Here is a 25,060-nt window from a genome sequence, read left to right as displayed (position 1 = left end):
GGGCTCCGCCGGACGGGCCCCCGCGCCGGCGCGCCCGGCAGGGCACCGCACCGCGGGGGAGGGGTCATGAGCGGCAGCGACCGGCGCGGCGACGACCGCGCCGTCGTCGTGGGCGGCGGCCTCGCCGGGGTCACCGCCGCCCTCGAACTCGCCGACGCCGGACTGCGGGTCACCCTGCTCGAAGGGCGCCCGCGACTCGGCGGCCTCGCCTTCTCCTTCAAGCGCGGCGACCTGACCGTCGACAACGGCCAACACGTCTACCTGCGCTGCTGCACCGCCTACCGGTGGTTCCTCGACCGCGTCGACGGCGCCGGCCTGGCACCGCTCCAGGACCGGCTCGACGTCCCCGTCCTCGACGTCGCCCACCCGCGCGGCCCCCGCCTCGGCCGGTTGCGCCGCAGCGCCCTGCCCGTACCCCTCCACCTGGCCGGGGCACTGGCCCGCTACCCGCACCTCTCCCTCGCCGAGCGGGCCTCCGTCGGGCGCGCCGCCCTCGCGCTGCGCCGGCTCGACCCCACCGACCCGGCCCTCGACGGCCTCGACTTCGCCACCTGGCTCCGCCGCTACGGCCAGTCCCCGCGCACCATCGAGGCGCTGTGGGACCTCGTCGGCATCGCCACGCTCAACGCCACCGCCGAACAGTCCTCGCTGGGCCTGGCCGCCATGGTCTTCAAGACCGGACTGCTCTCCGAGAACGGCGCCGCCGACATCGGCTGGGCCAAGGTCCCGCTCGGCGACCTCCACGACACGCTCGCCCGCAAGGCGCTCGACAAGGCCGGCGTGACGACCGGACTGCGCACCCGCGTCACGGCCGTCTCCCGTACCGGGGAAGGGGCCTGGCGGGTCGACACCGAGGACGGGTCCTTCGACGCGGGCACCGTCGTCCTCGCCGTCCCCCAGCGCGAGGCGCACGGCCTGCTGCCCGCGGGGGCCCTGCCCGACCCGGACAAGCTCCTCGACATCGGCACCGCGCCCATCCTCAACGTCCACGTCGTCTACGACCGCAAGGTGCTCAAGCAGCCCTTCTTCGCGGCCCTCGGCTCGCCCGTCCAGTGGGTCTTCGACCGCACCGACGCCTCCGGCCTGACCGACGGCGGCCAGTACCTGGCTCTGTCCCAGTCGGTGGCCCAGGACGACATCGAGGAGCCCGTCTCGGTCCTGCGCGCCAAGTACCTGCCCGAACTGGAGCGGCTGCTGCCCGCCGCGCGCGGATCGAAGGTACGGGACTTCTTCATCACCCGGGAACGGACCGCGACCTTCGCCCCCACACCCGGGGTCGGCCGACTGCGCCCCGGCCCGCGGACCGACACGCCGGGGCTCTACCTCGCCGGAGCGTGGACCGCGACCGGCTGGCCCGCGACCATGGAGGGCGCGGTACGCAGCGGCCTCGGCGCGGCACACACCGCACTCGCCGCGCTCGGGCGTCCCGGCGAACACCCGCTGCAGGAGGCGGTATGACGACCGGCACCAGCACCACCGCCACAGGCACAGCACGAACAGCACGTACAGGAACCAGAGGAGAGCCAGTGAACCCGGGGAACCCGGCTGTCGAGAACACGGCTGCCAGTGTGGGCACGGCCGGAGGGGGCCTGGAGAAGGCGGACACGCTCGCGCTCCTGGAACGCGGCCGCACGCTGTCGACCCCCGTGCTCCGTGCCGCAGTGGACCGGCTCGCGGCGCCCATGGACACCGTCGCCGCCTACCACTTCGGCTGGATCGACGCCGACGGCAACGCGGCCGACGGCGACGGCGGCAAGGCCGTCCGTCCCGCGCTCGCCCTGCTCTCCGCCGAAGCCGCGGGCGCCGCGGCCGAGGTCGGCATCCCCGGCGCCGTCGCCGTGGAACTCGTCCACAACTTCTCGCTGCTGCACGACGACCTGATGGACGGCGACGAGCAGCGCCGCCACCGCGACACGGTGTGGAAGGTCCACGGCCCGGCCCTGGCCATCCTCGTCGGCGACGCCCTCTTCGCACTGGCCAACGAGGTCCTGCTGGAACTGGGCACCGTGGAGGCCGGCCGAGCGGCCCGCCGCCTGACGACCGCCAGCCGCAAGCTCATCGACGGCCAGGCCCAGGACATCTCCTACGAGCACCGCGAGCGCGTCAGCGTCGAGGAGTGCCTGGAGATGGAGGGCAACAAGACCGGCGCGCTCCTCGCCTGCGCGGTCTCCATCGGCGCCGTCCTCGGTGGCGCCGACGACCGCACCGCCGACAAGCTGGAGGAGTACGGCTACCACCTCGGCCTCGCCTTCCAGGCCGTCGACGACCTCCTCGGCATCTGGGGCGACCCGGAGGCCACCGGCAAGCAGACCTGGAGCGACCTGCGCCAGCGCAAGAAGTCCCTGCCCGTCGTCGCCGCGCTCGCGGCCGGCGGACCCGCCTGCGAGGAGCTCGGCCGGCTGCTCACCGCCGACGCCAAGAGCAACGACTTCGAGAACTTCTCCGAGGAGGAGTTCGCGGCCCGCGCCGCCCTCATCGAAGCCGCGGGCGGCCGTCAGTGGACCGCGGACGAGGCCCGCCGCCAGCACGCGATCGCCATCCGCGCGCTGGACGACGTCGACATGCCGCAGCGGGTCCGTGACCAGCTCGTCGCCCTCGCCGACTTCGTCGTCGTACGCAAGAGGTGATCGCCACCCGACAGCGGATATCGCGCTAGTCGCCGGCCGGCGCCGCACCTGGTGGGCGCGCACCGGTCGACGGCATACCCCAGCACAGCAGAGGACACTGCAGACTGCACGGAGGGGAAGCCATGACAGCGACGACCGACGGCGGCGGGGCGATGGCCGGCGGCGCCGAACCGCGACACGACGGCGGCCAGGCACCGGCCGGCGCCGCCCGGACGGCGGCCGGGCCGACCGCGCCCGGCGCACCGCCCGACCACCGCACGCCCGCACTCTTGCGCGGAGTCCGGGAGGCCACCGACCGGGCCACCCGCAACCTGCTGGAACGCCAGGACCCGGCGGGCTGGTGGAAGGGCGACCTGGAGACCAACGTCACCATGGACGCCGAGGACCTGCTGCTGCGGCAGTTCCTCGGCATCCGCGACGAGGCCACCACCCGGGCGGCCGCCCTCTTCATCCGAGGCGAACAGCGCGACGACGGCACCTGGGCCACCTTCCACGGCGGCCCCCCCGATCTCTCCGCTACCATCGAGGCGTACGTCGCCCTGCGCCTCGCCGGGGACGCGCCCGACGCCCCGCACATGTCGCGCGCCTCGGCCTGGATCCGCGCCCACGGGGGCATCGCCGCCGCCCGGGTGTTCACCCGGATCTGGCTGGCGCTCTTCGGCTGGTGGAAATGGGAGAACCTGCCCGAACTCCCGCCCGAACTGCTGTTCCTGCCCTCCTGGGTGCCGCTCAACATCTACGACTTCGGCTGCTGGGCCCGCCAGACCATCGTTCCCCTCACCGTGGTCTCGGCGCTGCGTCCCGTCCGGCCCGCCCCCTTCGTCCTGGACGAACTCCACGCCGACGCCCGCAACCCCTGCCCCGCCGTCCCCACGGCCCCGCTGACCAGCTGGGACGGGGCCTTCCAGCGCATGGACAGGGCCCTGCACGTCTACCGCCGGTTCGCCCCGAAGGCCGTGCGCAGGGCCGCGATGGCCAGCGCCGGCCGGTGGATCGTCGAACGACAGGAGAACGACGGCTGCTGGGGCGGGATCCAACCGCCCGCCGTGTACTCCGTCATCGCCCTGCACCTGCTGGGCTACGACCTCGGGCACCCGGTGATGCGGGCCGGACTGGAGTCGCTCGACCGGTTCGCCGTGTGGCGCGAGGACGGCGCCCGCATGATCGAGGCCTGCCAGTCCCCGGTCTGGGACACCTGCCTGGCCGCCATCGCCCTCGCCGACGCGGGCGTCCGATCCGACCACCCGGCACTCGTCAAGGCCGCGGACTGGATGGTCGGGGAGGAGATCCGGCGCACCGGCGACTGGGCCGTCCGCAGACCCGGGCTGGCCCCCGGCGGCTGGGCGTTCGAGTTCCACAACGACAACTACCCCGACATCGACGACACCGCCGAGGTGGTCCTGGCCCTGCGCCGGATCGACCATCCCGACCCGGTGAAGGTGGAGGCGGCCATCGCCCGCGGAGTGTCCTGGAACCTCGGCATGCAGTCGAGGAACGGTGCCTGGGGCGCCTTCGACGCCGACAACACCCGCACCCTCCCCAACCGGCTGCCCTTCTGCGACTTCGGCGAGGTCATCGACCCCCCGTCCGCCGACGTGACCGCCCACGTGGTGGAGATGCTGGCCGTCGAGGGCCGGTCCGCCGACCCCCGGACCCGGCGCGGCATCGCCTGGCTGCTCGCCGAACAGGAGTCGGACGGCGGCTGGTTCGGCCGCTGGGGCACCAACTACGTGTACGGCACCGGTTCGGTCCTGCCGGCCCTCGCCGCCGCGGGCGTCCCCCCGTCCCACCCCGCCGTCCGGCGGGCCGTGCGCTGGCTGGAGTCCGTACAGAACGAGGACGGCGGCTGGGGCGAGGACCAGCGCTCCTACCAGGACCGCTCCTGGGCGGGGAAGGGGGAGTCCACCCCCTCGCAGACCGCCTGGGCCCTGATGGCGCTGCTGTCGGCCGGGGAACGCGACGGCGAGGCCGTCGAACGGGGCCTCACCCACCTGGTGAACACCCAGCGCGCCGACGGCAGCTGGGACGAGCCGTACTTCACCGGCACCGGCTTCCCCTGGGACTTCTCCATCAACTACCACCTGTACCGACAGGTGTTCCCGCTGACCGCCCTCGGCCGCTACCTCCACGGCGAGCCCTTCGGCCCCGACGGGCGCCGGCCCACCGCGGCCCCGGCCCTCACCGAGGACTCCTGATGGCCGGCCCCGGAGCGCAGCCCCCGCCCGCACCGCTCCTGATCGCCTGCGCGCTGCGCATCGAGAGGGCGGCCCTGCGCAGCGCCGCCCGTCCGGCGGGCGCCACCGCCACGGTGCTCCGTACGGGCATGGGACCGCGCGCCGCCGAACGCGCCGTCGCCCGCACGCTGGAGCGGCCCGGGATGGCGGGGGCCGCCGTCCTCGCCACCGGGTTCTGCGCCGGACTGGTCCCCGGCATGCACCCCGGCGACCTGGTCGTCGCCGACGAGACCCGGGACCCGCACGGGACCGTCCGGTGCACCGGAACCCGGCTGCTCGCCGAGGCACTGGCACTGGCCCTTCCAGGCCGGACCGTGCACACCGGCGCGCTGACCGGGTCCGACCACGTCGTCCGCGGCCAGGAGCGCGCCCGGTTGCGCGCCACCGGCGCCGTCGCGGTCGACATGGAGTCGGCGGCCACCTTGTGGACCGCCACCCGGGGCGCCCGCACCCCGGCGGGGGAGGGACGCCCCGTTGCGGCCGTCCGGGTGATCGTGGACGCTCCTGAGCACGAGCTCGTCCGCATCGGCACCGTCCGCGGTGGAATATCGGCGTTCCGTGTACTGCGTGCCCTACTGCCCGCGTTCCATGAATGGCACCGTTCTTCGCTGCTCCCCAGGAGGTGAGCCAGATGGCCATGCCACTGCGCCAGTCCATCAGGGTCGGGACCTATCTTCTCGAACAGAAGCTCCGCAAGCGGGAGAAGTTCCCGCTGATCGTGGAACTGGAGCCGCTCTACGCCTGCAACCTGGCCTGCGAGGGGTGCGGGAAGATCCAGCACCCGGCCGGGGTCCTCAAGCAGCGCATGCCGGTGGCCCAAGCCGTCGGCGCCGTGCTGGAGTCCGGCGCCCCCATGGTGTCCATCGCGGGCGGCGAGCCCCTGATGCACCCGCAGATCCACGAGATCGTCCGGCAGCTGGTGGCCAAGCGGAAGTACGTCTTCCTCTGCACCAACGCGATGCTGCTCCGCAAGAAGATCGAGAAGTTCACCCCGTCCCCCTATTTCGCCTTCGCCGTCCACATCGACGGGCTGCGCGAACGGCACGACGAATCGGTGGCCAAGGAAGGCGTCTTCGACGAGGCGGTCGCGGCCATCAAGGAGGCGAAGCGGCGCGGTTTCCGGGTGACGACCAACTCCACCTTCTTCAACACCGACACCCCCCAGACCATCATCGAGGTCCTGAACTACCTCAATGACGACCTCCGGGTCGACGAGATGATGATCTCGCCCGCCTACGCCTACGAAAAGGCCCCTGACCAGGAACACTTCCTGGGCGTCGAACAGACCCGCGAACTCTTCAAGAAGGCCTTCGCGGGCGGGAACCGGCGGCGCTGGCGGCTCAACCACTCGCCGCTCTTCCTCGATTTCCTGGAGGGCAAGGCGGATTTCTCCTGCACCGCCTGGGCCATTCCGAATTACTCCCTCTTCGGCTGGCAGCGCCCCTGCTACCTGATGAGCGACGGCTACGTGCCCACGTACCGCGAGCTGATCGAGGACACCGACTGGAACAAGTACGGCCGCGGCAAGGACCCGCGCTGCGCGAACTGCATGGCGCACTGCGGCTACGAGCCCACCGCCGTCCTCGCCACCATGGGCTCCCTCAAGGAATCCCTGCGAGCGGCCAGGGAGACCATCGGCGGCAACCGGGCCACCTCGTCATGACCGCCGGCCAGGGGGGCGGCCGGGGCTTCGACCTGGCCGCCCTGCTCGCCGAGCGCGGGGACGAACGCTACGAGCTCCACTCCCGCCACCTGAACCACCAACTGCCCCGGATGCTGCACACCATCGGCTTCGACAAGGTCTACGTACGGGCCGAGGGCGCCCACTTCTGGGACGCCGAGGGCAACGACCACCTCGACATGCTGGCCGGCTTCGGGGTCATGGGCCTGGGCCGGCACCACCCCGTCGTCCGCAAGGCCCTGCACGACGTCCTGGACGCCCAGCTCGCCGACCTGACCCGCTTCGACTGCCAGCCGCTACCGGGCCTGCTCGCCGAGAAACTGCTCTCCCACAGCCCCCACCTGGACCGGGTCTTCTTCGGCAACAGCGGCACCGAGGCGGTGGAGACGGCCCTGAAGTTCGCCCGGTACGCCACCGGCCGGCCCAGGATCCTCTACTGCGACCACGCCTTCCACGGGCTCACCACCGGCTCGCTGTCGGTCAACGGCGAAGCCGGCTTCCGGGACGGCTTCGCACCGCTGCTCCCCGACACGCGGATCGCGCTCGGCGACCTGGACGCCCTGGAACGCGAACTACGGCGGGGCGACGTCGCCGCCTTCGTCGTGGAGCCGATCCAGGGCAAGGGCGTGCTCGCCGCGCCCCCCGGATTCCTGCGCGCGGCGCAGGAACTCCTCCACCGGCACAAGGCCCTGCTCATCGCCGACGAGGTGCAGACCGGCCTCGGACGCACCGGCGATTTCTACGCGTACCAGCACGAACCCGGCGTGGAACCGGATCTGGTGTGCGTGGCGAAGGCCCTGTCGGGCGGCTACGTCCCCGTCGGCGCGACCCTGGGCAAGGACTGGATCTTCCAGCGCGTCTACTCGTCCATGGACCGCGTCCTCGTCCACTCGGCGAGCTTCGGCTCCAACGCGCAGGCGATGGCCGCCGGCCTGGCGGTGCTGAGCGTCATGGAGGACGAGGAGGTGACCGCCAACGCCCGCGCCATGGGCGACCTGCTGCGCGGCCGGCTCGCCGCGCTCGTGGACGAGTACGAGCTGCTGCACGAGGTGCGGGGGCGCGGGCTGATGATCGGGATCGAGTTCGGCCGGCCGTCCTCGTTGGGCCTGCGCAGCCGCTGGGCGATGCTCCAGGCCGCCCGCAAGGGCCTGTTCGCCCAGATGGTCGTGGTGCCGCTGCTGCTCAAGCACCGGATCCTCACCCAGGTCTCCGGGGACCACCTGGAGGTCATCAAGCTCATCCCGCCGCTGATCGTCGACGAACGGGACGTGGACCGCTTCGTCGGGGCCTTCCGCGAGGTCATGGACGAGGCGCACGGCGGGGGATCGCTCATGTGGGACTTCGGTCGGACGCTGGTGAAGCAGGCCGTCGGCAACCGCTGACGGCCTGCCGGCCGGGGACCCCGGCCGCTACGGTTCCAGCAGCCGGTCCCGCAGCCGGACCAGGGTCTCGGGCGCGAGTCCGAGACCCTCGGCGAGGTACCGGTCCACCTCGCCCCACTCCTCCTCGATGGTCGCGTACGCCGCTTCCAGGTAGGCGGCGCGGGCCTCGAAGAGCGGCGCCAGCAGCTCCGCCGCCTCGGCCGGACGGGGCTCGACCGCCTCCGTGCCGCGACGCATCCGGTAGCGGCGGTGCGGGGCGTTCGACTCCAGGTAGTCCGCCACGATGGCGTCCCGTTCGACGCCGAGCGCGAGCAGCGTGACGGCGATCGACAGACCGGCCCGGTCCTTGCCCGCGGCGCAGTGCATCAGCGCGGGGACGCTGTCCTCGGCCAGCGCGTGCACGACCCGGCTGTGTTCGGTGGTCCGGGTGCGGATCATCGTGCGGTACGAGGTGGTCATGCGCTCGGCCGCCCGGCCCTCCCCGAGGGCGGTGCGCAGCTGGGCCAGGTCGCCCTCGCGGACCATCTTCCAGAACTCCTTCCCGGCGGCCGGGTCGGACAACGGGATGTTCACGTAGCGCACGCCGGGCAGTTCCACGTCCGGCCCCTCCAGGGCGTGGTCGGCGCGGTTGCGGAAGTCGAAGACCGTGTGCAGGCCGAGCGAGACGAGGAACTCTGTTCCGGTTTCGGTCGCATGCGCCAGATGTCCGCTTCGGAACAGTCGTCCGGACCTGACCCTCCGTCCGTCGACGGTCGGCAGGCCGCCCACGTCACGGAAATTGCGCACTCCCGTCAGCTCCGGTTCCGGTTCGGGCAGCGCCGGAAGGGGTGGGGGTATCCGCTGGGTCACGTGTGGTCCTCCGCATCGTCCTGAGGTGTCCGAATTACGCCGGTTGGGAGCAACTTGCCACGGGGAGAAGCGAGATCGCGCCAGGCTCCGTGAGCCAGATCATACGGTGACCGTCCGTGCCCGCTCGCGAAATCAGAATTCCCACGCCAGGGCGGTTGTTGATGGTCCGGAATGGACACAGGGTGACCGGAATTCCATCGCTCCCCCATACCTGTGATTGCGTCAGGGAATGTGTGGCTTGTTGCCCGTGTACCGACTCGATTACCTTCACGACCGATCCGGGTGGACAGCCTAATCCTGCCGCCGCCCGGGAACCGCACCCGACTATCGACGCGCGCGGCAGGAGCGGGGGAACCAGGTAGGCCGCCGGACCGGAGCTTTCTCCGGGACGGCTAGGGGTGAAGCCGCACGCGTCCTCGACGCGGTCGGCCGGACATCTCCAGTCCGAACCCGACAGCTCACCTCGCAGGCGACGGAGAGGAATTCGCCATGCCCGGTAAGGGTAAGCACCGCCGCCCGAAGTCCAGTTCCATATCCCGCGGTCTCACCGTGGCCGGCACCGGCGGCGCCGCCCTCGCGCTGCCGCTGATCGGAGCCACCGGAGCCCAGGCCGCCACCCCCGCGGCGACCCCCGCCACCGCACCCGCGCAGGCACCGCAGGCCCCGGCGGCTCCCCGGGCCGCCGCCGTCACGCCCACCGCGACGCCCACGGCGCCCGCCGCGGTCTACACGGTGGTGTCCGGCGACTACCTCTCGAAGATCGCCGCCGAGCGGAACCTCACCGGCGGCTGGGAGCAGCTCTACGCCGACAACCGGGACGCCGTCGGCAACGACCCCTCCCTGATCCACCCCGGCCTCAAGCTGACCCTCGGCGCCCCCGGCGCGGCGGCCGAGCCGGCCCCCGCCAAGAAGCAGTCGGCGGCCGGCGCGTCCACCCCGGACTCCGCCCCCAAGTCGGACTCCGGCGCCCGCTCCGACCGCTCCGAGCGGTCCTCCAGCCGCCCTGAGGCGTCCGGCGAGCGTTCCTCCGCCCCGACCGCCGCGCCCAGGAAGGCCGCGCCCGCGCAGAAGCCCGCCGGCTCCGGCCAGGCCGCGCCCTCCACCCCGTCGAGCCCCTCCAAGGCCGGCGGATTCGTGGCCCCGGTCGCCGGCGGAGTCTCCACCGCGTACCGCATGGGCGGCAGCATGTGGTCTTCCGGTTACCACACCGGCGTCGACTTCATGGCGAGCACCGGAACCACCGTCAAGGCCGTCGGCGCGGGCACCGTGGTCTCCGCCGGATGGGGCGGCTCGTACGGCAACGAGGTCGTCATCAAGCACGCGGACGGCAAGTACTCCCAGTACGCGCACCTCTCCTCGCTGTCCGTCTCGGCCGGCCAGAGCGTCACCGGCGGCCAGCGCGTGGGCCTCTCCGGCGCGACCGGGAACGTGACCGGCCCGCACCTCCACTTCGAGATCCGCACGGGTCCGTCCTACGGCTCGGACATCGACCCGCTGGCCTACCTCCGCTCCAAGGGCGCCAGCCTCTGACGGCACCCGCCGTCGGACACGGACACGCGTGAGGCCGGGACCCGAGGGGGGTCCCGGCCTCACGTGTACTTATTCCTTATCCCCCGCGTGGTACAGATCACGGTCCGTCAACCCCTCATTACGTTGGCGTAGGTTGGTTGCGACGGTGAAGGATGTGTTCCCGTGGCAGCGACGACGACGACACTCAAGACCATCGGCTCGTACGCGGCGATCGGGGACAGCTTCACCGAAGGCGTGGGAGACCCGGGACCCGGGGATTCCTATCTCGGCTGGGCGGACCGCCTCGCCGTGCTCCTCGCCGATCAGCGCGACGAACATGACTTCCGGTACGCGAATCTGGCCGTGCGGGGGAAGCTCCTCGACCAGATCGTGGCCGAACAGGTCCCGAGGGCCCGGGCCCTCGCACCGGACCTGGTGACCTTCTGCGCGGGCGGGAACGACATCATCCGCCCCGGCAGCGACCCGGACGACGTGGCGGAACGTTTCGAGGCGGCCGTGGCCGACCTCACGGGCGCCGTGGGCCTCGTGATGATCACCACCGGCTTCGACACCCGGGGCGTACCGGTCCTGAAGCACCTCCGGGGCAAGGTCGCCACGTACAGCGCGCACGTGCGCTCCATCGCCGACCGGTACGACTGCCCGGTGCTCGACCTCTGGTCGCTGCGCTCGGTGCAGGACCGGCGGGCCTGGGACGGCGACCGGCTGCACCTCTCGCCCGAGGGCCACACCCGCGTCGCGCTCCGTGCCGCGCAGGTGCTGGGCTACGGGATCCCGGCCGATCCCGACCAGCCGTGGCCGCCCACGCCGCCGCGCGGATCGGTGGACGTGACCCGCGACAACATCCAGTGGGCCCGGGAGCACCTCGTGCCGTGGATCGGACGCCGGCTGCGGGGCGAGTCCTCCGGCGACCACGTCGCGGCGAAGCGCCCCGACCTGCTGCCCCTGTAGGGCACGCGGGAGCCGGACGAGCACCCGTTCCGCCCGGCGGGTTCCCGCCGGGCGGAATCCTCACGGGCCGGTACGCGTTGGGAAGGGCGTGCATGTACTAGCGTGCCACCTCGAACCGCACCCTCTTGAGGAGGCGCCTTGACCGGCTCCCTTCCCCTGCGTCCCAGGCTGCGCGCCCTGCGCTCCGAAGCCTTCGGGGCGGACCCCTCCGGCGCGCGGCTGGAGCGGATCCAGCGCTCGCCGAACTTCGCGGACGGCGTGTTCCAGAACCCGGTGAAGGGCAGGACCAGGCCCTCCGGGTCGATGACCGAGTTCGCCCGGGTCTACTTCCACAAGGAACAGCGGGTCCGCCGCAGCCCCGCCGCACCGATCCCGGTCCATCCGACCACCCTGGCCGACCTGGCGAAGCCGCCGGTCAGCGGCCTGCGGGTGACCTGGATGGGCCATTCCAGCGTGCTCGTGGAGATCGACGGACGCCGGGTCCTCTTCGACCCCGTCTGGGGAGAGCGGTGCTCTCCCTACCCCTTCGCCGGGCCCAAGCGGCTGCACCCGGTGCCGGTGCCGCTCGCCTCCCTGGGCGAGGTCGACGTCGTGGTGATCTCCCACGACCACTACGACCACCTCGACCTGCCCACGATCAAGGCGCGGGCCGGTACGGACACGGTCTTCGCCGTCCCCCTCGGCGTCGGCGCGCACCTGGAACGCTGGGGCGTACCGGCCTCACGGCTGCGCGAGCTGGACTGGAACGAGTCCACCGAGGTCGCCGGCCTCACCCTCACGGCCACCCCGGCACAGCACTTCTGCGGCCGCGGCCTGCGCAACCAGCAGTTCACCCTGTGGGCCTCCTGGGTCGTCGCGGGCGAGGAGCACCGGGTGTTCCACAGCGGGGACACCGGCTACTTCCCGGGCTTCAAGGACATCGGCGCCGCCCACGGCCCCTTCGACGCGACGATGATCCAGATCGGCGCCTACTCGGAGTACTGGCCGAAGAACCACGAGGACCGCACCCCGGACCCGGGCCCGTGGCCCGACATCCACATGACACCCGACGAGGGCATCCGGGCCCAGCTCGACCTCCAGGGCGGCAAGGCGCACGGCGTGCTCCTGCCGATCCACTGGGGCACCTTCAACCTCGCCCCGCACCCGTGGTCCGACCCGGCGGAACGCACCATGATCGCGGCCCGCAACGTGGGCCAGGCCGTGGCCATGCCCAAGCCCGGCGAGCCCTTCGAGCCCGCCGGCAGGATCCCCGGCGACCCGTGGTGGCGGCCCATCGCGGCCCCCGGGTTCGAATGGGAGCGGTGGGCGAACTACCGCGACGACCCCGGCCCGCCCGCCGGGCCCGAGGCGGTCGAACCCGACGCCGGACTCGACCTGGTGGGGGAGGCGTGACCGCCCCGCGCGCGTGACGCCCCCGGCGCGGGCAGCTGCCGGACCGCTTCCGGGCGCCCGGGGCCGCCCCGGGCCGAGCGGGCCCGGATGCCACGGCCCGGGCGCGGGCGGCCGGCGCCGCCCGCCCGTGGCCCCCGTACGACGGTGCCCGCCGGATCCCCCGAGGAGGTACGGAGGGGCGGGGGAGCCCGGGCAGCGCGGAACCGCCGCGCGAGTTCGACCGGCGGGGATGGCGGGTCGTGCCCGTGACCTCGACGAAGGACGGCGAACCGGACGCGCCCGGGCGTGCCGTGGCCGCGGACGACGCCATCACCGCGACGCCGCGTTCCGAAGACGTCAGCCGGGGCGAACCCGCTCCCGGGCCGGTGCGGCAGGCCCGCACCCTCGCCGGGGCACCCGCCCGCGGTCGCGTGTCCGTCGGGGACACCGTCCGGGACACCCCGGCCGGTCCCCGGGCCGGCGTCGCCCGCGTGGGCCCGCCGTGCGGCGGCATCCCGCGCGCCGACCCGGAGGAAGTCGGGCGCCCGCGCCGTGTACCGCAACCCCGCGGACCTGTTGGCACGTCTCGACACGAGCCCGTTCGCCGACAGCTCCCGGCGGGGACCCGGGCCGAGCCGCCGACAGGGAGCGTACGCGGCCGAAGGGACGGGCGGCGCGCGCCCCCCCGGGGCCACGGGCGCACGCGCTCCCGGCGCATTCGGGCTGTCGTGCGAGCGCTCCATCGGGAGCGGGAAGCACCCCGGGCAAGTTCCCCAACTGGGCGTCCGGGGTGGGAGCGTGCGGTCTAGCGTGGGTATTCGGTGATCAACACCGGGCCCCGGGAACCGACCGGGGGCCGGGCCCCACGTACCGAGGACGCCGATGTCCGGACTCCGCGCCGCCCGCCACTCCCCGTCGAGACACGCCGTCGGCCCCCGCCGGCAGACACGCCCCCAGCTGATCCGCGCCGCCGTGCTGCCCACCCTCGCCGCCGCGCTCAGCGGCGCCGCGGCGGTGCTCTTCACGCTCCAGCTCGGCGGTGGCGCCGGCGACCGGGACGCCCGGCTGTGGCCGGTGCTCGCGGGCTGCGCCCTGCTCGTCGTCGGGGCCCTGGCCGCCGCGCTGCTCGGGGCCCAGCGCGCCGCGAAGGGCGTACGGGACCGCTGCGAGGCACTGCGGCGCTCCAGCGTCCGAGGCCGCCAGGAGCTGCGCACCGACGCGGAACGCCTGGAACGCGGCGAGACGCCGCCCCGTCCCGTACGGGGCGGCCCGAGCGGGCCGCCCGCGGCGCCGGATCCGGCCGGCGTCGACGAGTTCTGGCTGCTGGCCCAGGAGCTGCGCGGCGCCCGCGAACAGGCCCGGACCACCCTCGTACGGCTCGCCACGCCGGCCGCGCCGACCGACAGCGACCGCAAGGTCGAGGTCTTCGTCAACCTCGCGCGCCGGCTCCAGTCGCTGGTGCACCGCGAGATCGCCCTGCTCGACGGCCTGGAGGACACCGTCGAGGACCCGGACCTGCTGAGGGAGCTCTTCCACGTCGACCACCTCGCCACCCGGATCCGCCGGCACGCCGAGAACCTCGCCGTACTCGGCGGGGCCGCCTCCCGGCGGCAGTGGACCCGGCCGATCGACCTCGGCGAGGTGCTGCGTTCCTCGGTCGCGGAGGTCGAGCAGTACACCCGGGTCAAGGTCGTCCCCCCGGCGGGCGGCACCGTCCGCGGCCACGCCGTCGCCGACGTGGTCCACCTGCTGGCCGAACTCGTCGAGAACGCCACGGTGTTCTCCGCCCCCGACACGGATGTCGTCGTCCGGGCCGAGCGGGTCACCTCCGGGATCGCGGTCGAGGTCGAGGACCGCGGGCTGGGCATGCCCCCCGAGGAGCAGCACCGGATGAACGCCCTGCTGGGCGACCCCGACCAGGTCGGCGTCCGGCACCTGCTGGCCGACGGGCGGATCGGCCTGTTCGTGGTCTCGGCGCTGGCCCGGCGGTACGGGATCGCCGTGGAGCTCAAGTCCAACATCTACGGCGGTGTGCTCGCCGTGCTCGTCCTGCCCCAGGGACTGCTGGGCGCGGAGGCGCCGAACGCCGCCGACCTCGCGGCCGGCTCCCGGGCCACCTCGTGGGGCTCCGGCGCGGGGGGAGTTCCGCCACTGGAGCCCGTACGGGTCACCGTGCCGGGCCCCTGGCAGGGGGAACGCGGGTCGGACGACACCGAGCGGCCCGGAACGCCGGGCCGGCGGGTGCCGGGGGCGGGTGACGGACCGGGACGCGGGCCGGGTCACGTGCCGGGGCCGGGTCACGGGCAGGGCCTCCCGGACCGTGCCGACCAGTTCCTCGGGACCTCGACACCGCCGCCCTTCCCCGCAGCGGCACCCGAGGACCCGCCGCCCGGACCCGCCGCACCCGCGCCCGTACCCGGAGCCCGCGCGGACACGGAGCGGCCGTCCCTGCCCCGACGCAGCGCCCCGCAGCACCTGGTACCCGAACCGCGCGAGGCCCCCGCACCCCGGCCGTCGGCGTGGACGGAGCAGCCCGTGCACGACCCGGGACTGATGGCCGCCTTCCAACGGGGCTTCGGCCTCGCGCAGTCGGAGCCCGCGGAGCGGCAGGCATGAGCCCCGGAACGTCCCCCACCCCCCACCCCGGCAAGGAGCGCATCCCGATGGTCGGCGAAGCGGCGACGAGGACGAGCGGCCTCCCGGACCTCGGCCGGCTGCTCGGCGGCCTGGTGCGACGGGTCCCGTACGCGCGCAGCGCGGTGCTGCTCACCGCGGAAGGGTTGGCCGCCTGCGCGCACGGCCTGGACGCCGACGGCGCCGACCACATGGCCGCCCTGGCCTCCGGCCTGTACTCGCTGGGCCGCAGCGCCGGGTCCCATTTCGCGCAGGGCGCGGAGGTCCGGCAGGTGGTGGTCGAACTCGACACGGCGCTGATCTTCGTCTCGGCCGCCGGGTCCGGTACCTGCCTCGCCGTCCTCGCGGACCACGAGGCCGACGCCGGGGTCCTCGGCTACGAGATGGCGATGCTGGTCAAGAGCGTACGGCCGTACCTGGACGTCCCGCCGCGCCGGCCCGTCGCCGAGACGCCACGATGAGTGCCCGCGCGGCGGGATCGCCCGGCCCCGGGACGCAGCAGGACGCACCCTGGCTGGACGACTCCGCGGGCCGGGTGACGCGCCCGTACACGGCGACCGGAGGCCGCACCAGGCCGGCCGTGGCGCTCGACCCGCTGTCGCCGGTCACCGCGACCGGCGTACGACCGAGGGTCCCGCTCGGCCCCGAACACGCCCTCGCGCTGCGGATCTGCGCGGGCACGGCGGCGGTGACGGTCGCCGAGGTCGCCGGCCAACTGCGGCTCCCGGCCATGGTGGTGAAGGTACTGCTGTCCGACCTGATGGAACACGGGGCCGTCAGCACGCGCGCGCCCCGCTTCCCGGGCCCGGACCCGGCGTGCGCGGCGGCCGACGACCTGACCCTGCTGGAGGCGGTGCTCGACGGCCTGCGCAGACGACCGTGACACCCGGCCCGCCCCGGTGGGCGCGGTCGACCGGACCGGCCCGCCCCCGGCCGCCGACCGGACACCCGCGCACCCGGACGCCGTCACCACCCACCCACACGCAACCGGACTCGGGGGAACCGCCATCACGCACTACGAATCGACCGGCCACCTGCTGCTCACCCCGGTGGACCGGGAGGCGCCGGCGCGGGCCGCCCGGCTGTTGGAGATGGGCCTCGGGCAACGGGCCGACGCGGAGCTCGACGCCTTCGCCCGGCACGTCGCGCGGACCCTGGAGGCCCCGCACGCCGGGGTCAACTTCGTCGGCGAGGAACGGCAGTTCTTCGCCGGACTGCACCACGACCCGGACGTCGCCGCCGGCGGCTACCCGGCCCGGGTGCTCACCCGGCACCACGGTTGGTGCCCGCACGTGGTGGTGCGGCGCAGGGCGCTGGTCCTGGAGGACGTACGGGACTTCGCGCGGTTCGCGGGCAACCCCGTCGTCGACGGGAGCGGGGTGCGGTCCTACCTGGGCGCACCCCTCACCGACCGGCGGGGCATCGTGCTCGGAACGGTCTGCGCCGTGGACCTGGTGCCGCGCCGATGGGGCAACCAGGGCCTGGCCACGGCGAAGGCCCTGGCCGCGGAGCTGCTGGAACTCCTGCACGCCCGGGAGGACCGTCCGACCTGACGCGCGCCGACGGCGACGGCCGGAGCCGGCGTCCACCATCGGGTAAGAGGAGCACCGCGGGCCGGAGGTCACCGGGGCGAACCGGGGAACGAGGGACCGGGACAACGAACGAAAGGGGTCGTCGGCATGGCCACGACGGCGCAGGACGTCAGGACGATCGCGTTGTCGCTGCCGGAGAGCAGCGAGAAGCTCGCCTGGGGCATGCCGACCTTCCGGGTGGGCGGCAAGATCTTCGCCTCCCTCGCGGACGACGACACCTCGATCGGGGTGAAGTGCCCCAAGGAGGACCGGGCCGAGCTCATCGCGGCGGAACCGGAGAAGTTCTTCCTCCGCGAAGGCCACGACGACAACTACGCGTGGCTGCGGGTCCGGCTCGCCGCCGTGGCGGACACCGGGGAGCTGCGCGGGATCCTGGTCGACTCCTGGCGGCAGGCGGCCCCGAAGCGGCTGGCCGCCGCCCACCCGGAGCTGGGAGGCGGCTGACGGAGCCCCACCCCCGGCGCTCAGCGGAGGAAGTCGGTGATCCGCCGTCGCAGCGAACCGGCGTCCAGGCCGTGCGCGGCGACGTGCTCGTCCATCGTCCCGTACCGGCGGAGCTCGGCGCGCCCGACCCCGAGCGGCAGGATCCGGTGCGGGACGTCCAGCAGGGCGGCCCCGGCCGCCGACGCGGAGGTGCCCGCCAGGTACGGCTCGACCAGCACCACGTCCGCCCCGGCGCGCCCCACGGCGGTGCGCAGGGCCGCGTCGTCGAAGGGCCGGATCGTGGCGGCGTACAGGACGGTGACGTCCATCCCCTCGGTGGCGGCGAGGACGGCGTCGAGGAGCGGTCCGACGGCGACGACCACGCCGGCACGCCCCTCCCGAACGGTCCGCCAGCGCAGGCCGTCCAGCGGGCGCGGGGCACGGTTCGACTGCTGCGACAGCCGGACGTACACCTTGTCGTCCCCGGCGGCGCCCGCGTGCCTCAGCAGCGCCTCGGCCTCGTCCGGATGCCCCGGCACGTGCACGGTCCAGCCGTCGAGGGTGTCCAGCAGGGCCACGTCCCCCGGTGCCATGTGGGTGAACCCGCCGGCGGGCCAGTCGTAACTGCCCGCGGAGCTGACCAGTACGCCGCCCGTGCCCTGGTGCCCGAAGTCCAGCTTGATCTGCTCGAAGGGCCGTTCCACGAGGAAACTGGCGAAGGTGTGCACGATCGGCCGCAGCCCCGTCAGGGCCAACCCGCCACCCACCCCGATCAACAGCTGCTCCCTGATCCCCACGTTGATCACCCGGTCGGGATGCCGCAGTTGGGCCGGGCGGAACCCGTCCATGGTGATCTCGGCGAGCACCAGCGCGAGCCGGGGGTCCTCCTCCAGCAACTGCGACGTGACCGAGATGAACCGTTCCCGCATGGTGTCCATGACGTCCCCTCCCTCAGAACTTCTTCTCGACGCGGGCGACGACGGCGTGCGGTCGCCCCGGATGCGGTGCGGTGAAGGCGGCGTGCAGCGCCGCGTGGTCCCGTCCGTCGACGGTCACCGCCGACCAGCCCGCCGCCTCGAAGCGGGAGGCGATCCCGCCGGGCCAGCCGTGGGTCGCCGAATCGTTGTCGATCACCACCGTGTGCAGCCGCTCCAGCCCCGCCGGGCCGGCGTACGCGATGGCCTCGTGGTTGCTGCCCTCGTCGAGCTCCGCGTCCCCGATCAGCACCCACACGGCCGGGTCGTCCAGCCCTTGCGCCCGCAGCCCGAGCGCGCTCCCGACGGCCAGGGGCAGCCCGTGCCCCAGTGAACCGCTGCCGATCTCCACACCGGGGATCAGGGTCCGGTCCGGATGGTGTCCCAGCGGCGAGTCGTAGGACCCGAATCCGCTCAGCCAATCGACGGGGAAGAACCCCTTGGCGGCGAGCACGGCGTAGTACGCCATCGGCCCGTGTCCCTTGGAGAGGAGGAACCGGTCGCGCCCCGGATCCTCGACGCGGTCGGGTCCGACGCGCAGCACCCGGTCGTGGAGCACCCACAACACGTCGAGCGTGGAGGTGGCGGCGGGCCCGTGCTTCTCGGCCCCTGTCATGAGCGCGATGAGCGCACCCAGATCCTCATGGCGGAACCCCTGGTCCGCGGCTGCCTGTGTCATACGGGAACCGTGCAACCTCAAGCAAGCTTGAGGTCAACCCCATGTGCCGGTCGAACGCGCCGGATCCGGCCGCGTCGCAAAAGGTACGCGCGAGCACCCCGCGAAGTGCGGTATTGTTCTCCTGCCAGTTCAACCAGGGGAAACCCCAGGTCAACGGGCATCGGGACGTGGCGCAGCTTGGTAGCGCACTTGACTGGGGGTCAAGGGGTCGCAGGTTCAAATCCTGTCGTCCCGACAGCGATGTCGGACATTTCCGAAGTTCAGGGCCATCCTTCGATGGCCCTGACGCATTTCCGGGCCCGGCGGGTCGGGTGGTGCGCGGGGGAGCGTTCGATCCCAAGTCGCCTTCGTGGGCGGTTCAGTGGTCATCGTGACCACGGCGGTCGCACGGGCGGCCGCACGCTAAACTTTCGCCACATGACCAGCACGGACGCCGCCGCCAGATTCCTTGAGAATCCGTACATTCTGGACCTTTTCGCCGGTCCGGGTGGCCTCGACATAGCCGCGCACATGCTGGACGTGCCCTCGCTCGGGATCGAGTGGGACAAGGACGCCTGCGAGACGCGGTACAGGGCCGGGCTCCGGACCTGGCACGCGGACGTCAGCGCGGTGCGTCGGGAGAGGTTCGAGGACCTTCCCCAGGAGCTGAACGTGTTGGCCGGCGGTCCGCCGTGCCAGACCTACTCGGTGGCCGGCGGCGGCGCGGGGCGCAAGGCGCTGGACGAGGTCAAGCAGGTCATTCACGCGCTGGTGAGCGGAGTCCCCGAGGAGGAGATCGACGCCCAGCTGAAGGAACTGGGCGGCGACCCCAGGACGGCGCTGGTCCTGGAGCCCCTCCGGTACGCGATCGCTGCCCTCGGCTCCCGGAACCGGGAGGGGCGGCCGTTCGACGTGATCGTCCTGGAGCAGGTGCCGGCGGTCAAGGCCCTGTGGGAGGTCTACCGGGAAGCCCTGGAAGCGGGCCTGCCCCACCCGGACGGATCGAAGGTCCTGTACAAGGTCGCCAAGGTCGAGACCCTGCCCACCGAGGCGTACGGCGTCCCGCAGACCCGCCGCCGCACGATCCTGATCGCGCGGCTCGAAGGCCACGGGACCCCTCCGCTTCCCCGTGCCACCCACCACACGTACAACCCGCAGAGGCCGCAGCGCGGTGGCCCCGACGACGGGACGGCGGTGGTCCCGGACGTCCAGGACCGGTTGCCGACGGCGGCGAGCGGGTGCGAGCGGCCGCTGCGGCCCTGGGTCTCGATGGGCGAGGTCCTCGCGACGGGTGACGGGTACCACGAGGGTCGGACGCCGCCCTTCGAGATCGTGTCGAACTACGGCAGCGGCGGCGACCCGAAGAAGCGCGGCATCCGCACGGACAGGCAGCCGTCGTTCACGGTGACGGGGAAGGTCTCCCGCAACGCCGTCCGACACCCGAACGGCACCCCGCACGCCCCGGACCGGCTGCGCATCTCCGAGGCCGGCATCCTCCAGACCTTCCCGCCCAACTACCCCTGGTCGGGCGGCGACAAGTCGCAGCAGGTCGGCAACGCGGTACCGCCGCTCTTCGGCATGCACGTGCTCGCGGCCGCCCTGGCCCTGCCGCTCCCGCCGGAGGAGAGGCTGCGGGAGAACTGGCCGGAGGCGGCCGACGAGGACCGGGCGACCCTCCGCAAGGAGGGCTGCGGGTCCCCGGACGGCTGTGGCCCCACCTGCCCGAAGCCCGAAGGTCAGTCCTCCGCCGCGGCCTCCTCCGCCGGGGCGTCCGCGAAGAGGTCGGAGAAGTAGTCCACCAGGGTGCTCACGGACGTGTCCGGTGCCGGTTCCTCGGCCGGGCCGGCCGGGAGTTCGTTGCGTGACACCTGACGGGCGTCCTCCGCCTCGTCGATCCAGTCGAGCAACGGACGGGACTCCCGCTCGGCATCGGGGGCGATCACGTCGTACATCAGGGTCGCGGCGGAGGCGTTGACGGCGCCGACCAGGGCGTTGACCTCACGGCCGGTGGTGACCACGCCCTTCGCCACGAGTCGCACGATGGCCTGGGCCGTGGGCCGGTGGTTGACCACGGCCATCCGCAGGGCGGTGTTGAAGATGTCCTGGTTGCCGCAGGCCGTCACCACGGGGGCGTAGTCCCCGCCGTCGCGGAAGAGCTCGGCCGCCCACCAGAGGCGGGCGAAGGCCTGCTTGTGGTACTGGCCGCGGAAGCGTTCCGTCGCCACCTTGGCGACCTTGCCGTCCTTGGGTTCGGGCAGGTGCCGCCAGACCACGTAGTCGGGAGCGACACCGAGGGCCAGGTAGTTCCAGAAGCCGGGGTCGGAGGCCTCCCGGCGGGTGATCCGCAGGGCGGCGTGCAGGCGGGGCGCGAACCAGGCGTCGGCCTGGGTCGCCTTGAGCCCCCGACCCCGGCAGTAGGCCATGGCGTCCTCGGCGAGATCCCGTACGGGGAGCAGCTCGCCGCGCCGGTCGGAGTGCGGCAACGGCTCCGTGACCTGGTTGAGCTTGATGCTCGGTACGTCCTCGTGGCCGGTGAGCAGGCCTTCGGTGAGGAATTCGGCGGCCTCGGCGTTGGGCAGCAGCGCGAGTCGTTCCGGCAGGAAGCCGGGCCGGTCGATCATGCGTCGTCCCCCTGAGTGAGTCGTTCCAGGTCGCGGATGGTGGTGGAGAGCGTCCGGGGGAGGCCCGCGCGGCGCGAGGCGGCGAAGTGGATCCGTGCCTGGAGTTCCCCCCAACCGGTCGAGGAGACGCCCGTGCGGGCCGCGTGCACCTCGCGCAGGGCGTGCTCCGGGCTGCGGTCGGAGTACACGTCGGGCAGCATCTCCCGGAGCACCTCGCCCTGCCAGCTGTGCGGGAAGAGCGGGGTGTCGTCCTCCTCGACCTCCAACTCGCCGACCGCGGAATGGAAGACGGCCGTCCAGACGTCGGAGCACATCTGGGCGAGGAGGAGTTCCCGAACGGTCTTCTCCGCCCCGTTCCCGCCGTCCGCGCCGATCAGGTCGCCGAGCCCGTCGAAGTCGGTGTTGACGCGCACGACGGGGATCCGCCCCGTGGTGTCGACGACCCAGGGGGAGTCCTTGTAGCGCTGGAGTCGGCTGGCGCCCGAGGCGAACCCGACCATCCTGACGTCCAGTTCGCGGGCGAGGGACGGCGCGGCCTCGATGACGTCGACGAACCACGGCGCGTCGGAGGTGGCGATCACCCGGCCGCGGACGCCGTCGACGGTGGCGACGACGTGGACGTCGAGCGAGGCCCGGTCCAGCAGGTCGCAGCGGTGCAGGTAGAGCTCCGCGGTCCGCTCGCGGCCGTCGTCCGGGCCCGCGGAGAACTCCACGGCCGTGCGGGTGTTGGTGGCGCGCTCGGTGAGCACGGCGACGACCGCGACGTCCTGCCACGGCCCGTCGGGTTGAACGGCCTTGGCCGGGAGGCCGACGGAGAGGCGCAGTCGGGCCTGGGCCCAGTCGGGGCGGTCCTCGTCGGGCCCCAGGGCCACGACGCGCTCGACCGCGGAGACGTACTTGCTCTCGACCTCCTCCCAGGGCTCGCCCTCGGACTTGATCGCGGCGCTGTCGACGCGCCAGGACACGTTGCCGGTGAGGCGCCGGTAGGGGTAGACCTTCACGCCTGCTCCCCCTTTCCGGTGCGGAGTTCGACGATGAGCCCGGTGAGTTGGGCCCGGACCGGGTGGCGGGCCTCGTCGGTCACGCCCCGGAAGACGGCCTTGCGGATGCCGGGGGTCAGGTGCAGGGCCCCGTCGACGACCTCGCAACCGCTGACGGCGACGAGTTCCTTCCAGTGCGCGCCGGGACGGGGGCCGGAGCGCACGTCGAACTTGGCGACCGGGGTGACGGGGCGGTCCGTGTCGACGCCCGAGGACACCCGGAGGTCGACGGTGACCGACCAGGCCCCGGTCTCGTCGATCAGCGCGTCCACGTTGTCGAGCTCGGGCAGGACGGCGGTCCCGGTCGGGCGCGGCTTCTTCGCGGCGCCGCCGACCTTGAGCCGCCCGGCGATCTTGGCCTCGCCGCCGCTGCGGCGCTTGGCCCGGGGCACGGCGACCAGCTCGCGCACCGTGTTGTTGGCGGCCGTGGTCAGGGCGGTGATGCGGCGGTGGGCGGAGGACGAGTAGGCGAGGCGGAGCTCCTCGGTCTGGCCCCACTTGTTGTGCTCGGGCGGCTCGGAGGCGCGGAGGAACTCCTCGGCGCACTCGGCGCCCGGGGCGTCCGGTCCCGCCGCGCGGCCGGTGAGGAGCACGGCCTGGAAGGCGTTGGTGCCGATCGGAACGTTGGTGACGGCGCTGTCCTTGACGGTCATGCGGTTGCCCCGCATGGAGACCAGCCGGTTGGGGCGGCCGTCGGCGTCCTCGGCATGAGTGACCAGCAGCACGGCCTCGTGGGGCACCCCGCCGCGGACCTGGCCGCCGTGCAGGGGCACGTTCAGTTGGACGGTGGCGCGGGCCACCTGACCGGGCGCGGTGAGGCGCTCGACGGTGTCGCCCTCCAGGAAGGCGCGCAGGGCGCGGGTGCGGGAGGGCTGGGTGACGACCGGATCCACCCGTTCCTCCGCGATGACGACCTCGCCGTTGCGGCAGCTGCGCACGGATGCCTCCAGGTGCGGCTTGTGGGCGCCGCTCCCGGTCATCGCGGCCCAGAAGTTGCGGCCGAGGGCCTCGACGAGACGGGCGTGCATGCGGTGCAGGGAGTCGTCGTCCTCGGTGCTCTCCTCGTCGTCGGCGCTGCCGGTGACGGGTGCCAGGCTGGCGACGTCGTGGGCGCCGACGACGAGGAAGGACGTGCCGGGGGCGGCGCTCTCCCGGGTGAGGTGGAGCTGCTCGACGGTCTCCTCGTCGGCCCACCACGAGCGCGCCACGTCGGCGGCCCTGGCGTCCGGGTCCGGGCGTCCGAACCAGGCCGGGCCCGCGAACTCCTCGCCGCCGACCTCGCGCCAGGGGAGGTCGAGCCGGCCGATCACGCGGCGTTCGGTGCGCCCCTCGTGCGGTGTGGAGAGGGTGGAGTTGATCAGTACGAGGCCGAGCCGGCTGCCGGCCCAGAGGGTGGCCTTGCCCAGGCCGTAGGAGCCGCCCGCTCCGGCGTCCTTCTTGTGGCTGTCGAGCTGTCGGCGGACGACGGCGGCGAAGAGCCCGTTGTCGTAGTCGCCGCCGGTCAGGCCGGTGGCGTTGTAGTCGTCGACGCGGAGCAGCAGCAGCCGGTCGTGCTGGTACATGTCACGCAGTCCGGCCGAGACCGTCCGGGAGACCTTGCCCTGTTTGACGCTGCCGTCGGTGAGCGCCTCGTAGTGGGGGAGCAGCGATTCCCAGTCGATGGCCTCGCGGAAGCGGGCGAGGGCCTCGCCGGTCAGTTCGTGCAGGGTGTAGCGGACGCGGACGGGTTCGGCCGGGTCGAGGCGGGCGTCGAGGCTGTTCTGGGTGGCTTCGCGGGCCAGGACCGAGACGTCGGCCTCGAAGGCGAACGCCGCCGCGTTGCCGTACTCGCGGCCACCGTCGCGGTGACCGGGCCGGTGGTACCAGGAGACGGGCAACCCGGCCTGGGCGTCGGTGCTGCGGGTGTGGATGGTTTCCAGGTCGGTCCGCAGGATCTCGGCGATGCGCCGGATGGCGTCGTCGCGCGGGACGGAACGGCCGACGATCCATGCCGAGACGGCGGCCCGGCTCATGCCGAGTTCGTCCGCCAGTTCGGTCTGGCTCTTCCTGGCGTTCTTGAGCTGGCGTGCCAGCCAGGGGCCGAACTCCTCAGCCGCCCTCACGTGCCACCTGCTTCCGCTTGATCCACTGGGTGGAAGTCACCGTACCGCACGGCTGTTGACGGCGGGCCGGCTTGTCAATTTCTCTTTGACAGGTGGGGTGGTCGGTCGGCTCGGGTTCTGTCGGCCTGTGTGAAAAGGGAGTTGGGGCTGTCCTGTTTCTTGGGGAAATGCCGTGAAAGTTCGTGGCGTCGCGGAGCGTGCCGCTGGAAGAACGCCCCTTGCCCAACGGCGTTGCGACATGCTTGAGTTGATCTCGGTCATCCCGGCAACGGCGGGTGCAACCACCTTCTCCCTGAGCACAGTTGTGCCCTCGTCGCTCCCCGCCCGCGGCCCGGACCGAACCGGAACCGGATCAGCCGCCAGCGCGTCGCCATCGTTGTGTTTCCCATGCGCT

The 25,060-nt window shown here is 73.1% G+C and carries 21 protein-coding genes, 1 tRNA gene and 1 riboswitch; of the genes, 16 read left to right on the top strand and 6 right to left on the bottom strand.

The annotated features are described in order from the left end of the window. Positions 1-66 precede the first annotated feature (66 nt). From hpnE to ACFVS6_RS10145, 6 genes are all read left to right on the top strand, one after another. Positions 67-1,458 (top strand): hydroxysqualene dehydroxylase HpnE, encoded by a 1,392-nt coding sequence (gene hpnE / locus ACFVS6_RS10170; protein WP_389702391.1) that lies wholly within the window; start codon positions 67-69, stop codon positions 1,456-1,458. Between the two features lie 68 nt (positions 1,459-1,526). Continuing rightward, positions 1,527-2,627 (top strand): polyprenyl synthetase family protein, encoded by a 1,101-nt coding sequence (locus ACFVS6_RS10165; protein WP_385577832.1) that lies wholly within the window; start codon positions 1,527-1,529, stop codon positions 2,625-2,627. A gap of 122 nt (positions 2,628-2,749) precedes the next feature. After that, a complete protein-coding gene (shc, locus tag ACFVS6_RS10160; RefSeq protein ID WP_389702389.1) occupies positions 2,750-4,822 on the top strand; it encodes a squalene--hopene cyclase in 2,073 nt (690 codons plus the stop codon). Then, the gene (locus ACFVS6_RS10155; protein ID WP_389702387.1) at positions 4,822-5,487 is read left to right on the top strand and encodes a 1-hydroxy-2-methyl-2-butenyl 4-diphosphate reductase; all 666 of its coding nucleotides are present in this window, start codon (positions 4,822-4,824) and stop codon (positions 5,485-5,487) included. Before shc ends, ACFVS6_RS10155 begins: the two co-directional genes overlap by 1 nt. A 5-nt stretch (positions 5,488-5,492) precedes the next feature. Further along, positions 5,493-6,524 (top strand): adenosyl-hopene transferase HpnH, encoded by a 1,032-nt coding sequence (gene hpnH / locus ACFVS6_RS10150; protein WP_389702385.1) that lies wholly within the window; start codon positions 5,493-5,495, stop codon positions 6,522-6,524. Beyond that, positions 6,521-7,924, top strand: coding sequence for an aspartate aminotransferase family protein (locus tag ACFVS6_RS10145; RefSeq protein WP_389702383.1), 1,404 nt, complete (start codon positions 6,521-6,523; stop codon positions 7,922-7,924). The genes hpnH and ACFVS6_RS10145 overlap by 4 nt, the downstream gene beginning before the upstream one ends. Before the next feature lie 27 nt (positions 7,925-7,951). On the opposite strand, the gene ACFVS6_RS10140 is transcribed toward ACFVS6_RS10145, so the two are convergent. After that, on the bottom strand, positions 7,952-8,773 hold the full coding sequence (locus ACFVS6_RS10140) for a tyrosine-protein phosphatase (protein WP_389702382.1): 822 nt from the start codon (positions 8,771-8,773) through the stop codon (positions 7,952-7,954). 318 nt (positions 8,774-9,091) lie between these two features. Beyond that, positions 9,092-9,258: riboswitch (cyclic di-AMP (ydaO/yuaA leader) on the top strand. Positions 9,259-9,262: 4 nt separating this feature from the next. Between ACFVS6_RS10140 and ACFVS6_RS10135 the strand changes: the two genes are divergently transcribed. The 8 genes from ACFVS6_RS10135 to ACFVS6_RS10100 all read left to right on the top strand — a co-directional run bounded on the left by ACFVS6_RS10135 (position 9,263) and on the right by ACFVS6_RS10100 (position 17,292). After that, positions 9,263-10,303 carry a peptidoglycan DD-metalloendopeptidase family protein gene (locus ACFVS6_RS10135; RefSeq protein WP_389702380.1) on the top strand — a complete coding sequence of 347 codons (1,041 nt, stop codon included), beginning with the start codon at positions 9,263-9,265 and terminating at the stop codon, positions 10,301-10,303. A 162-nt stretch (positions 10,304-10,465) separates the two neighbouring features. After that, positions 10,466-11,251: an SGNH/GDSL hydrolase family protein gene (locus ACFVS6_RS10130; RefSeq protein ID WP_389702378.1), complete on the top strand. Its 786-nt coding sequence runs from the start codon at positions 10,466-10,468 to the stop codon at positions 11,249-11,251. A gap of 138 nt (positions 11,252-11,389) precedes the next feature. Then, entirely contained in the window at positions 11,390-12,643 is a 1,254-nt protein-coding gene (locus tag ACFVS6_RS10125; RefSeq protein WP_389702377.1) for an MBL fold metallo-hydrolase, read from the top strand. Positions 12,644-13,504: 861 nt separating this feature from the next. Then, a complete protein-coding gene (locus tag ACFVS6_RS10120) occupies positions 13,505-15,238 on the top strand; it encodes a sensor histidine kinase (RefSeq protein WP_389702375.1) in 1,734 nt (577 codons plus the stop codon). 47 nt (positions 15,239-15,285) lie between these two features. Next, entirely contained in the window at positions 15,286-15,717 is a 432-nt protein-coding gene (locus ACFVS6_RS10115; protein ID WP_389702514.1) for a roadblock/LC7 domain-containing protein, read from the top strand. Beyond that, positions 15,714-16,139: a DUF742 domain-containing protein gene (locus ACFVS6_RS10110; RefSeq protein ID WP_389702373.1), complete on the top strand. Its 426-nt coding sequence runs from the start codon at positions 15,714-15,716 to the stop codon at positions 16,137-16,139. The genes ACFVS6_RS10115 and ACFVS6_RS10110 overlap by 4 nt, the downstream gene beginning before the upstream one ends. Before the next feature lie 124 nt (positions 16,140-16,263). Beyond that, positions 16,264-16,809 carry a GAF domain-containing protein gene (locus ACFVS6_RS10105; RefSeq protein ID WP_389702512.1) on the top strand — a complete coding sequence of 182 codons (546 nt, stop codon included), beginning with the start codon at positions 16,264-16,266 and terminating at the stop codon, positions 16,807-16,809. Positions 16,810-16,935: 126 nt separating this feature from the next. Further along, positions 16,936-17,292: an MmcQ/YjbR family DNA-binding protein gene (locus ACFVS6_RS10100; protein WP_389702371.1), complete on the top strand. Its 357-nt coding sequence runs from the start codon at positions 16,936-16,938 to the stop codon at positions 17,290-17,292. Positions 17,293-17,312: 20 nt separating this feature from the next. On the opposite strand, the gene ACFVS6_RS10095 is transcribed toward ACFVS6_RS10100, so the two are convergent. Together ACFVS6_RS10095 and ACFVS6_RS10090 are read right to left on the bottom strand one after the other, a co-directional pair. After that, positions 17,313-18,209 carry a transketolase family protein gene (locus ACFVS6_RS10095; RefSeq protein WP_389702370.1) on the bottom strand — a complete coding sequence of 299 codons (897 nt, stop codon included), beginning with the start codon at positions 18,207-18,209 and terminating at the stop codon, positions 17,313-17,315. A 13-nt stretch (positions 18,210-18,222) separates the two neighbouring features. Beyond that, positions 18,223-18,924, bottom strand: a complete 702-nt coding sequence (locus ACFVS6_RS10090; RefSeq protein ID WP_389702368.1) for a transketolase — start codon at positions 18,922-18,924, stop codon at positions 18,223-18,225. A gap of 161 nt (positions 18,925-19,085) precedes the next feature. Here ACFVS6_RS10090 and ACFVS6_RS10085 point away from each other — a divergent pair. Both ACFVS6_RS10085 and ACFVS6_RS10080 read left to right on the top strand, forming a co-directional pair. After that, a tRNA-Pro gene (locus ACFVS6_RS10085) sits at positions 19,086-19,159 on the top strand. Positions 19,160-19,341: 182 nt separating this feature from the next. After that, a complete protein-coding gene (locus ACFVS6_RS10080; RefSeq protein WP_389702366.1) occupies positions 19,342-20,697 on the top strand; it encodes a DNA cytosine methyltransferase in 1,356 nt (451 codons plus the stop codon). Here ACFVS6_RS10080 and ACFVS6_RS10075 read toward each other — a convergent pair. From ACFVS6_RS10075 to ACFVS6_RS10065, 3 genes are read right to left on the bottom strand one after another with little or no spacing between them, the layout of a single operon-like run. Continuing rightward, a complete protein-coding gene (locus ACFVS6_RS10075; protein ID WP_389702364.1) occupies positions 20,640-21,524 on the bottom strand; it encodes a DUF6339 family protein in 885 nt (294 codons plus the stop codon). The genes ACFVS6_RS10080 and ACFVS6_RS10075 overlap by 58 nt on opposite strands. Continuing rightward, positions 21,521-22,525, bottom strand: a complete 1,005-nt coding sequence (locus tag ACFVS6_RS10070; RefSeq protein WP_389702362.1) for a hypothetical protein — start codon at positions 22,523-22,525, stop codon at positions 21,521-21,523. Before ACFVS6_RS10070 ends, ACFVS6_RS10075 begins: the two co-directional genes overlap by 4 nt. Continuing rightward, positions 22,522-24,666, bottom strand: coding sequence for a helix-turn-helix domain-containing protein (locus ACFVS6_RS10065; protein ID WP_389702360.1), 2,145 nt, complete (start codon positions 24,664-24,666; stop codon positions 22,522-22,524). The genes ACFVS6_RS10070 and ACFVS6_RS10065 overlap by 4 nt, the downstream gene beginning before the upstream one ends. Positions 24,667-25,060: the final 394 nt, after the last annotated feature.

The organism is Streptomyces sp. NPDC057939 (assembly GCF_042887545.1).
Lineage (GTDB): Bacteria > Actinomycetota > Actinomycetes > Streptomycetales > Streptomycetaceae > Streptomyces.
The sequence above is the reverse complement of the archived record's forward strand: the minus strand, read 5'-3'. Positions and strand labels throughout refer to the sequence as shown.

Bases quoted from the DNA above. Each gene is read 5' to 3' on its own strand.
- hpnE (WP_389702391.1), top strand. From the start codon at position 67: ATGAGCGGCAGCGACCGGCGCGGCGACGACCGCGCCGTCGTCGTGGGC.
- shc (WP_389702389.1), top strand. From the start codon at position 2,750: ATGACAGCGACGACCGACGGCGGCGGGGCGATGGCCGGCGGCGCCGAA.
- ACFVS6_RS10155 (WP_389702387.1), top strand. From the start codon at position 4,822: ATGGCCGGCCCCGGAGCGCAGCCCCCGCCCGCACCGCTCCTGATCGCC.
- hpnH (WP_389702385.1), top strand. From the start codon at position 5,493: ATGGCCATGCCACTGCGCCAGTCCATCAGGGTCGGGACCTATCTTCTC.
- ACFVS6_RS10145 (WP_389702383.1), top strand. From the start codon at position 6,521: ATGACCGCCGGCCAGGGGGGCGGCCGGGGCTTCGACCTGGCCGCCCTG.
- ACFVS6_RS10135 (WP_389702380.1), top strand. From the start codon at position 9,263: ATGCCCGGTAAGGGTAAGCACCGCCGCCCGAAGTCCAGTTCCATATCC.
- ACFVS6_RS10120 (WP_389702375.1), top strand. From the start codon at position 13,505: ATGTCCGGACTCCGCGCCGCCCGCCACTCCCCGTCGAGACACGCCGTC.
- ACFVS6_RS10115 (WP_389702514.1), top strand. From the start codon at position 15,286: ATGGTCGGCGAAGCGGCGACGAGGACGAGCGGCCTCCCGGACCTCGGC.
- ACFVS6_RS10110 (WP_389702373.1), top strand. From the start codon at position 15,714: ATGAGTGCCCGCGCGGCGGGATCGCCCGGCCCCGGGACGCAGCAGGAC.
- ACFVS6_RS10100 (WP_389702371.1), top strand. From the start codon at position 16,936: ATGGCCACGACGGCGCAGGACGTCAGGACGATCGCGTTGTCGCTGCCG.
- ACFVS6_RS10095 (WP_389702370.1), bottom strand. From the start codon at position 18,209: ATGGACACCATGCGGGAACGGTTCATCTCGGTCACGTCGCAGTTGCTG.
- ACFVS6_RS10090 (WP_389702368.1), bottom strand. From the start codon at position 18,924: ATGACACAGGCAGCCGCGGACCAGGGGTTCCGCCATGAGGATCTGGGT.
- ACFVS6_RS10080 (WP_389702366.1), top strand. From the start codon at position 19,342: ATGACCAGCACGGACGCCGCCGCCAGATTCCTTGAGAATCCGTACATT.
- ACFVS6_RS10075 (WP_389702364.1), bottom strand. From the start codon at position 21,524: ATGATCGACCGGCCCGGCTTCCTGCCGGAACGACTCGCGCTGCTGCCC.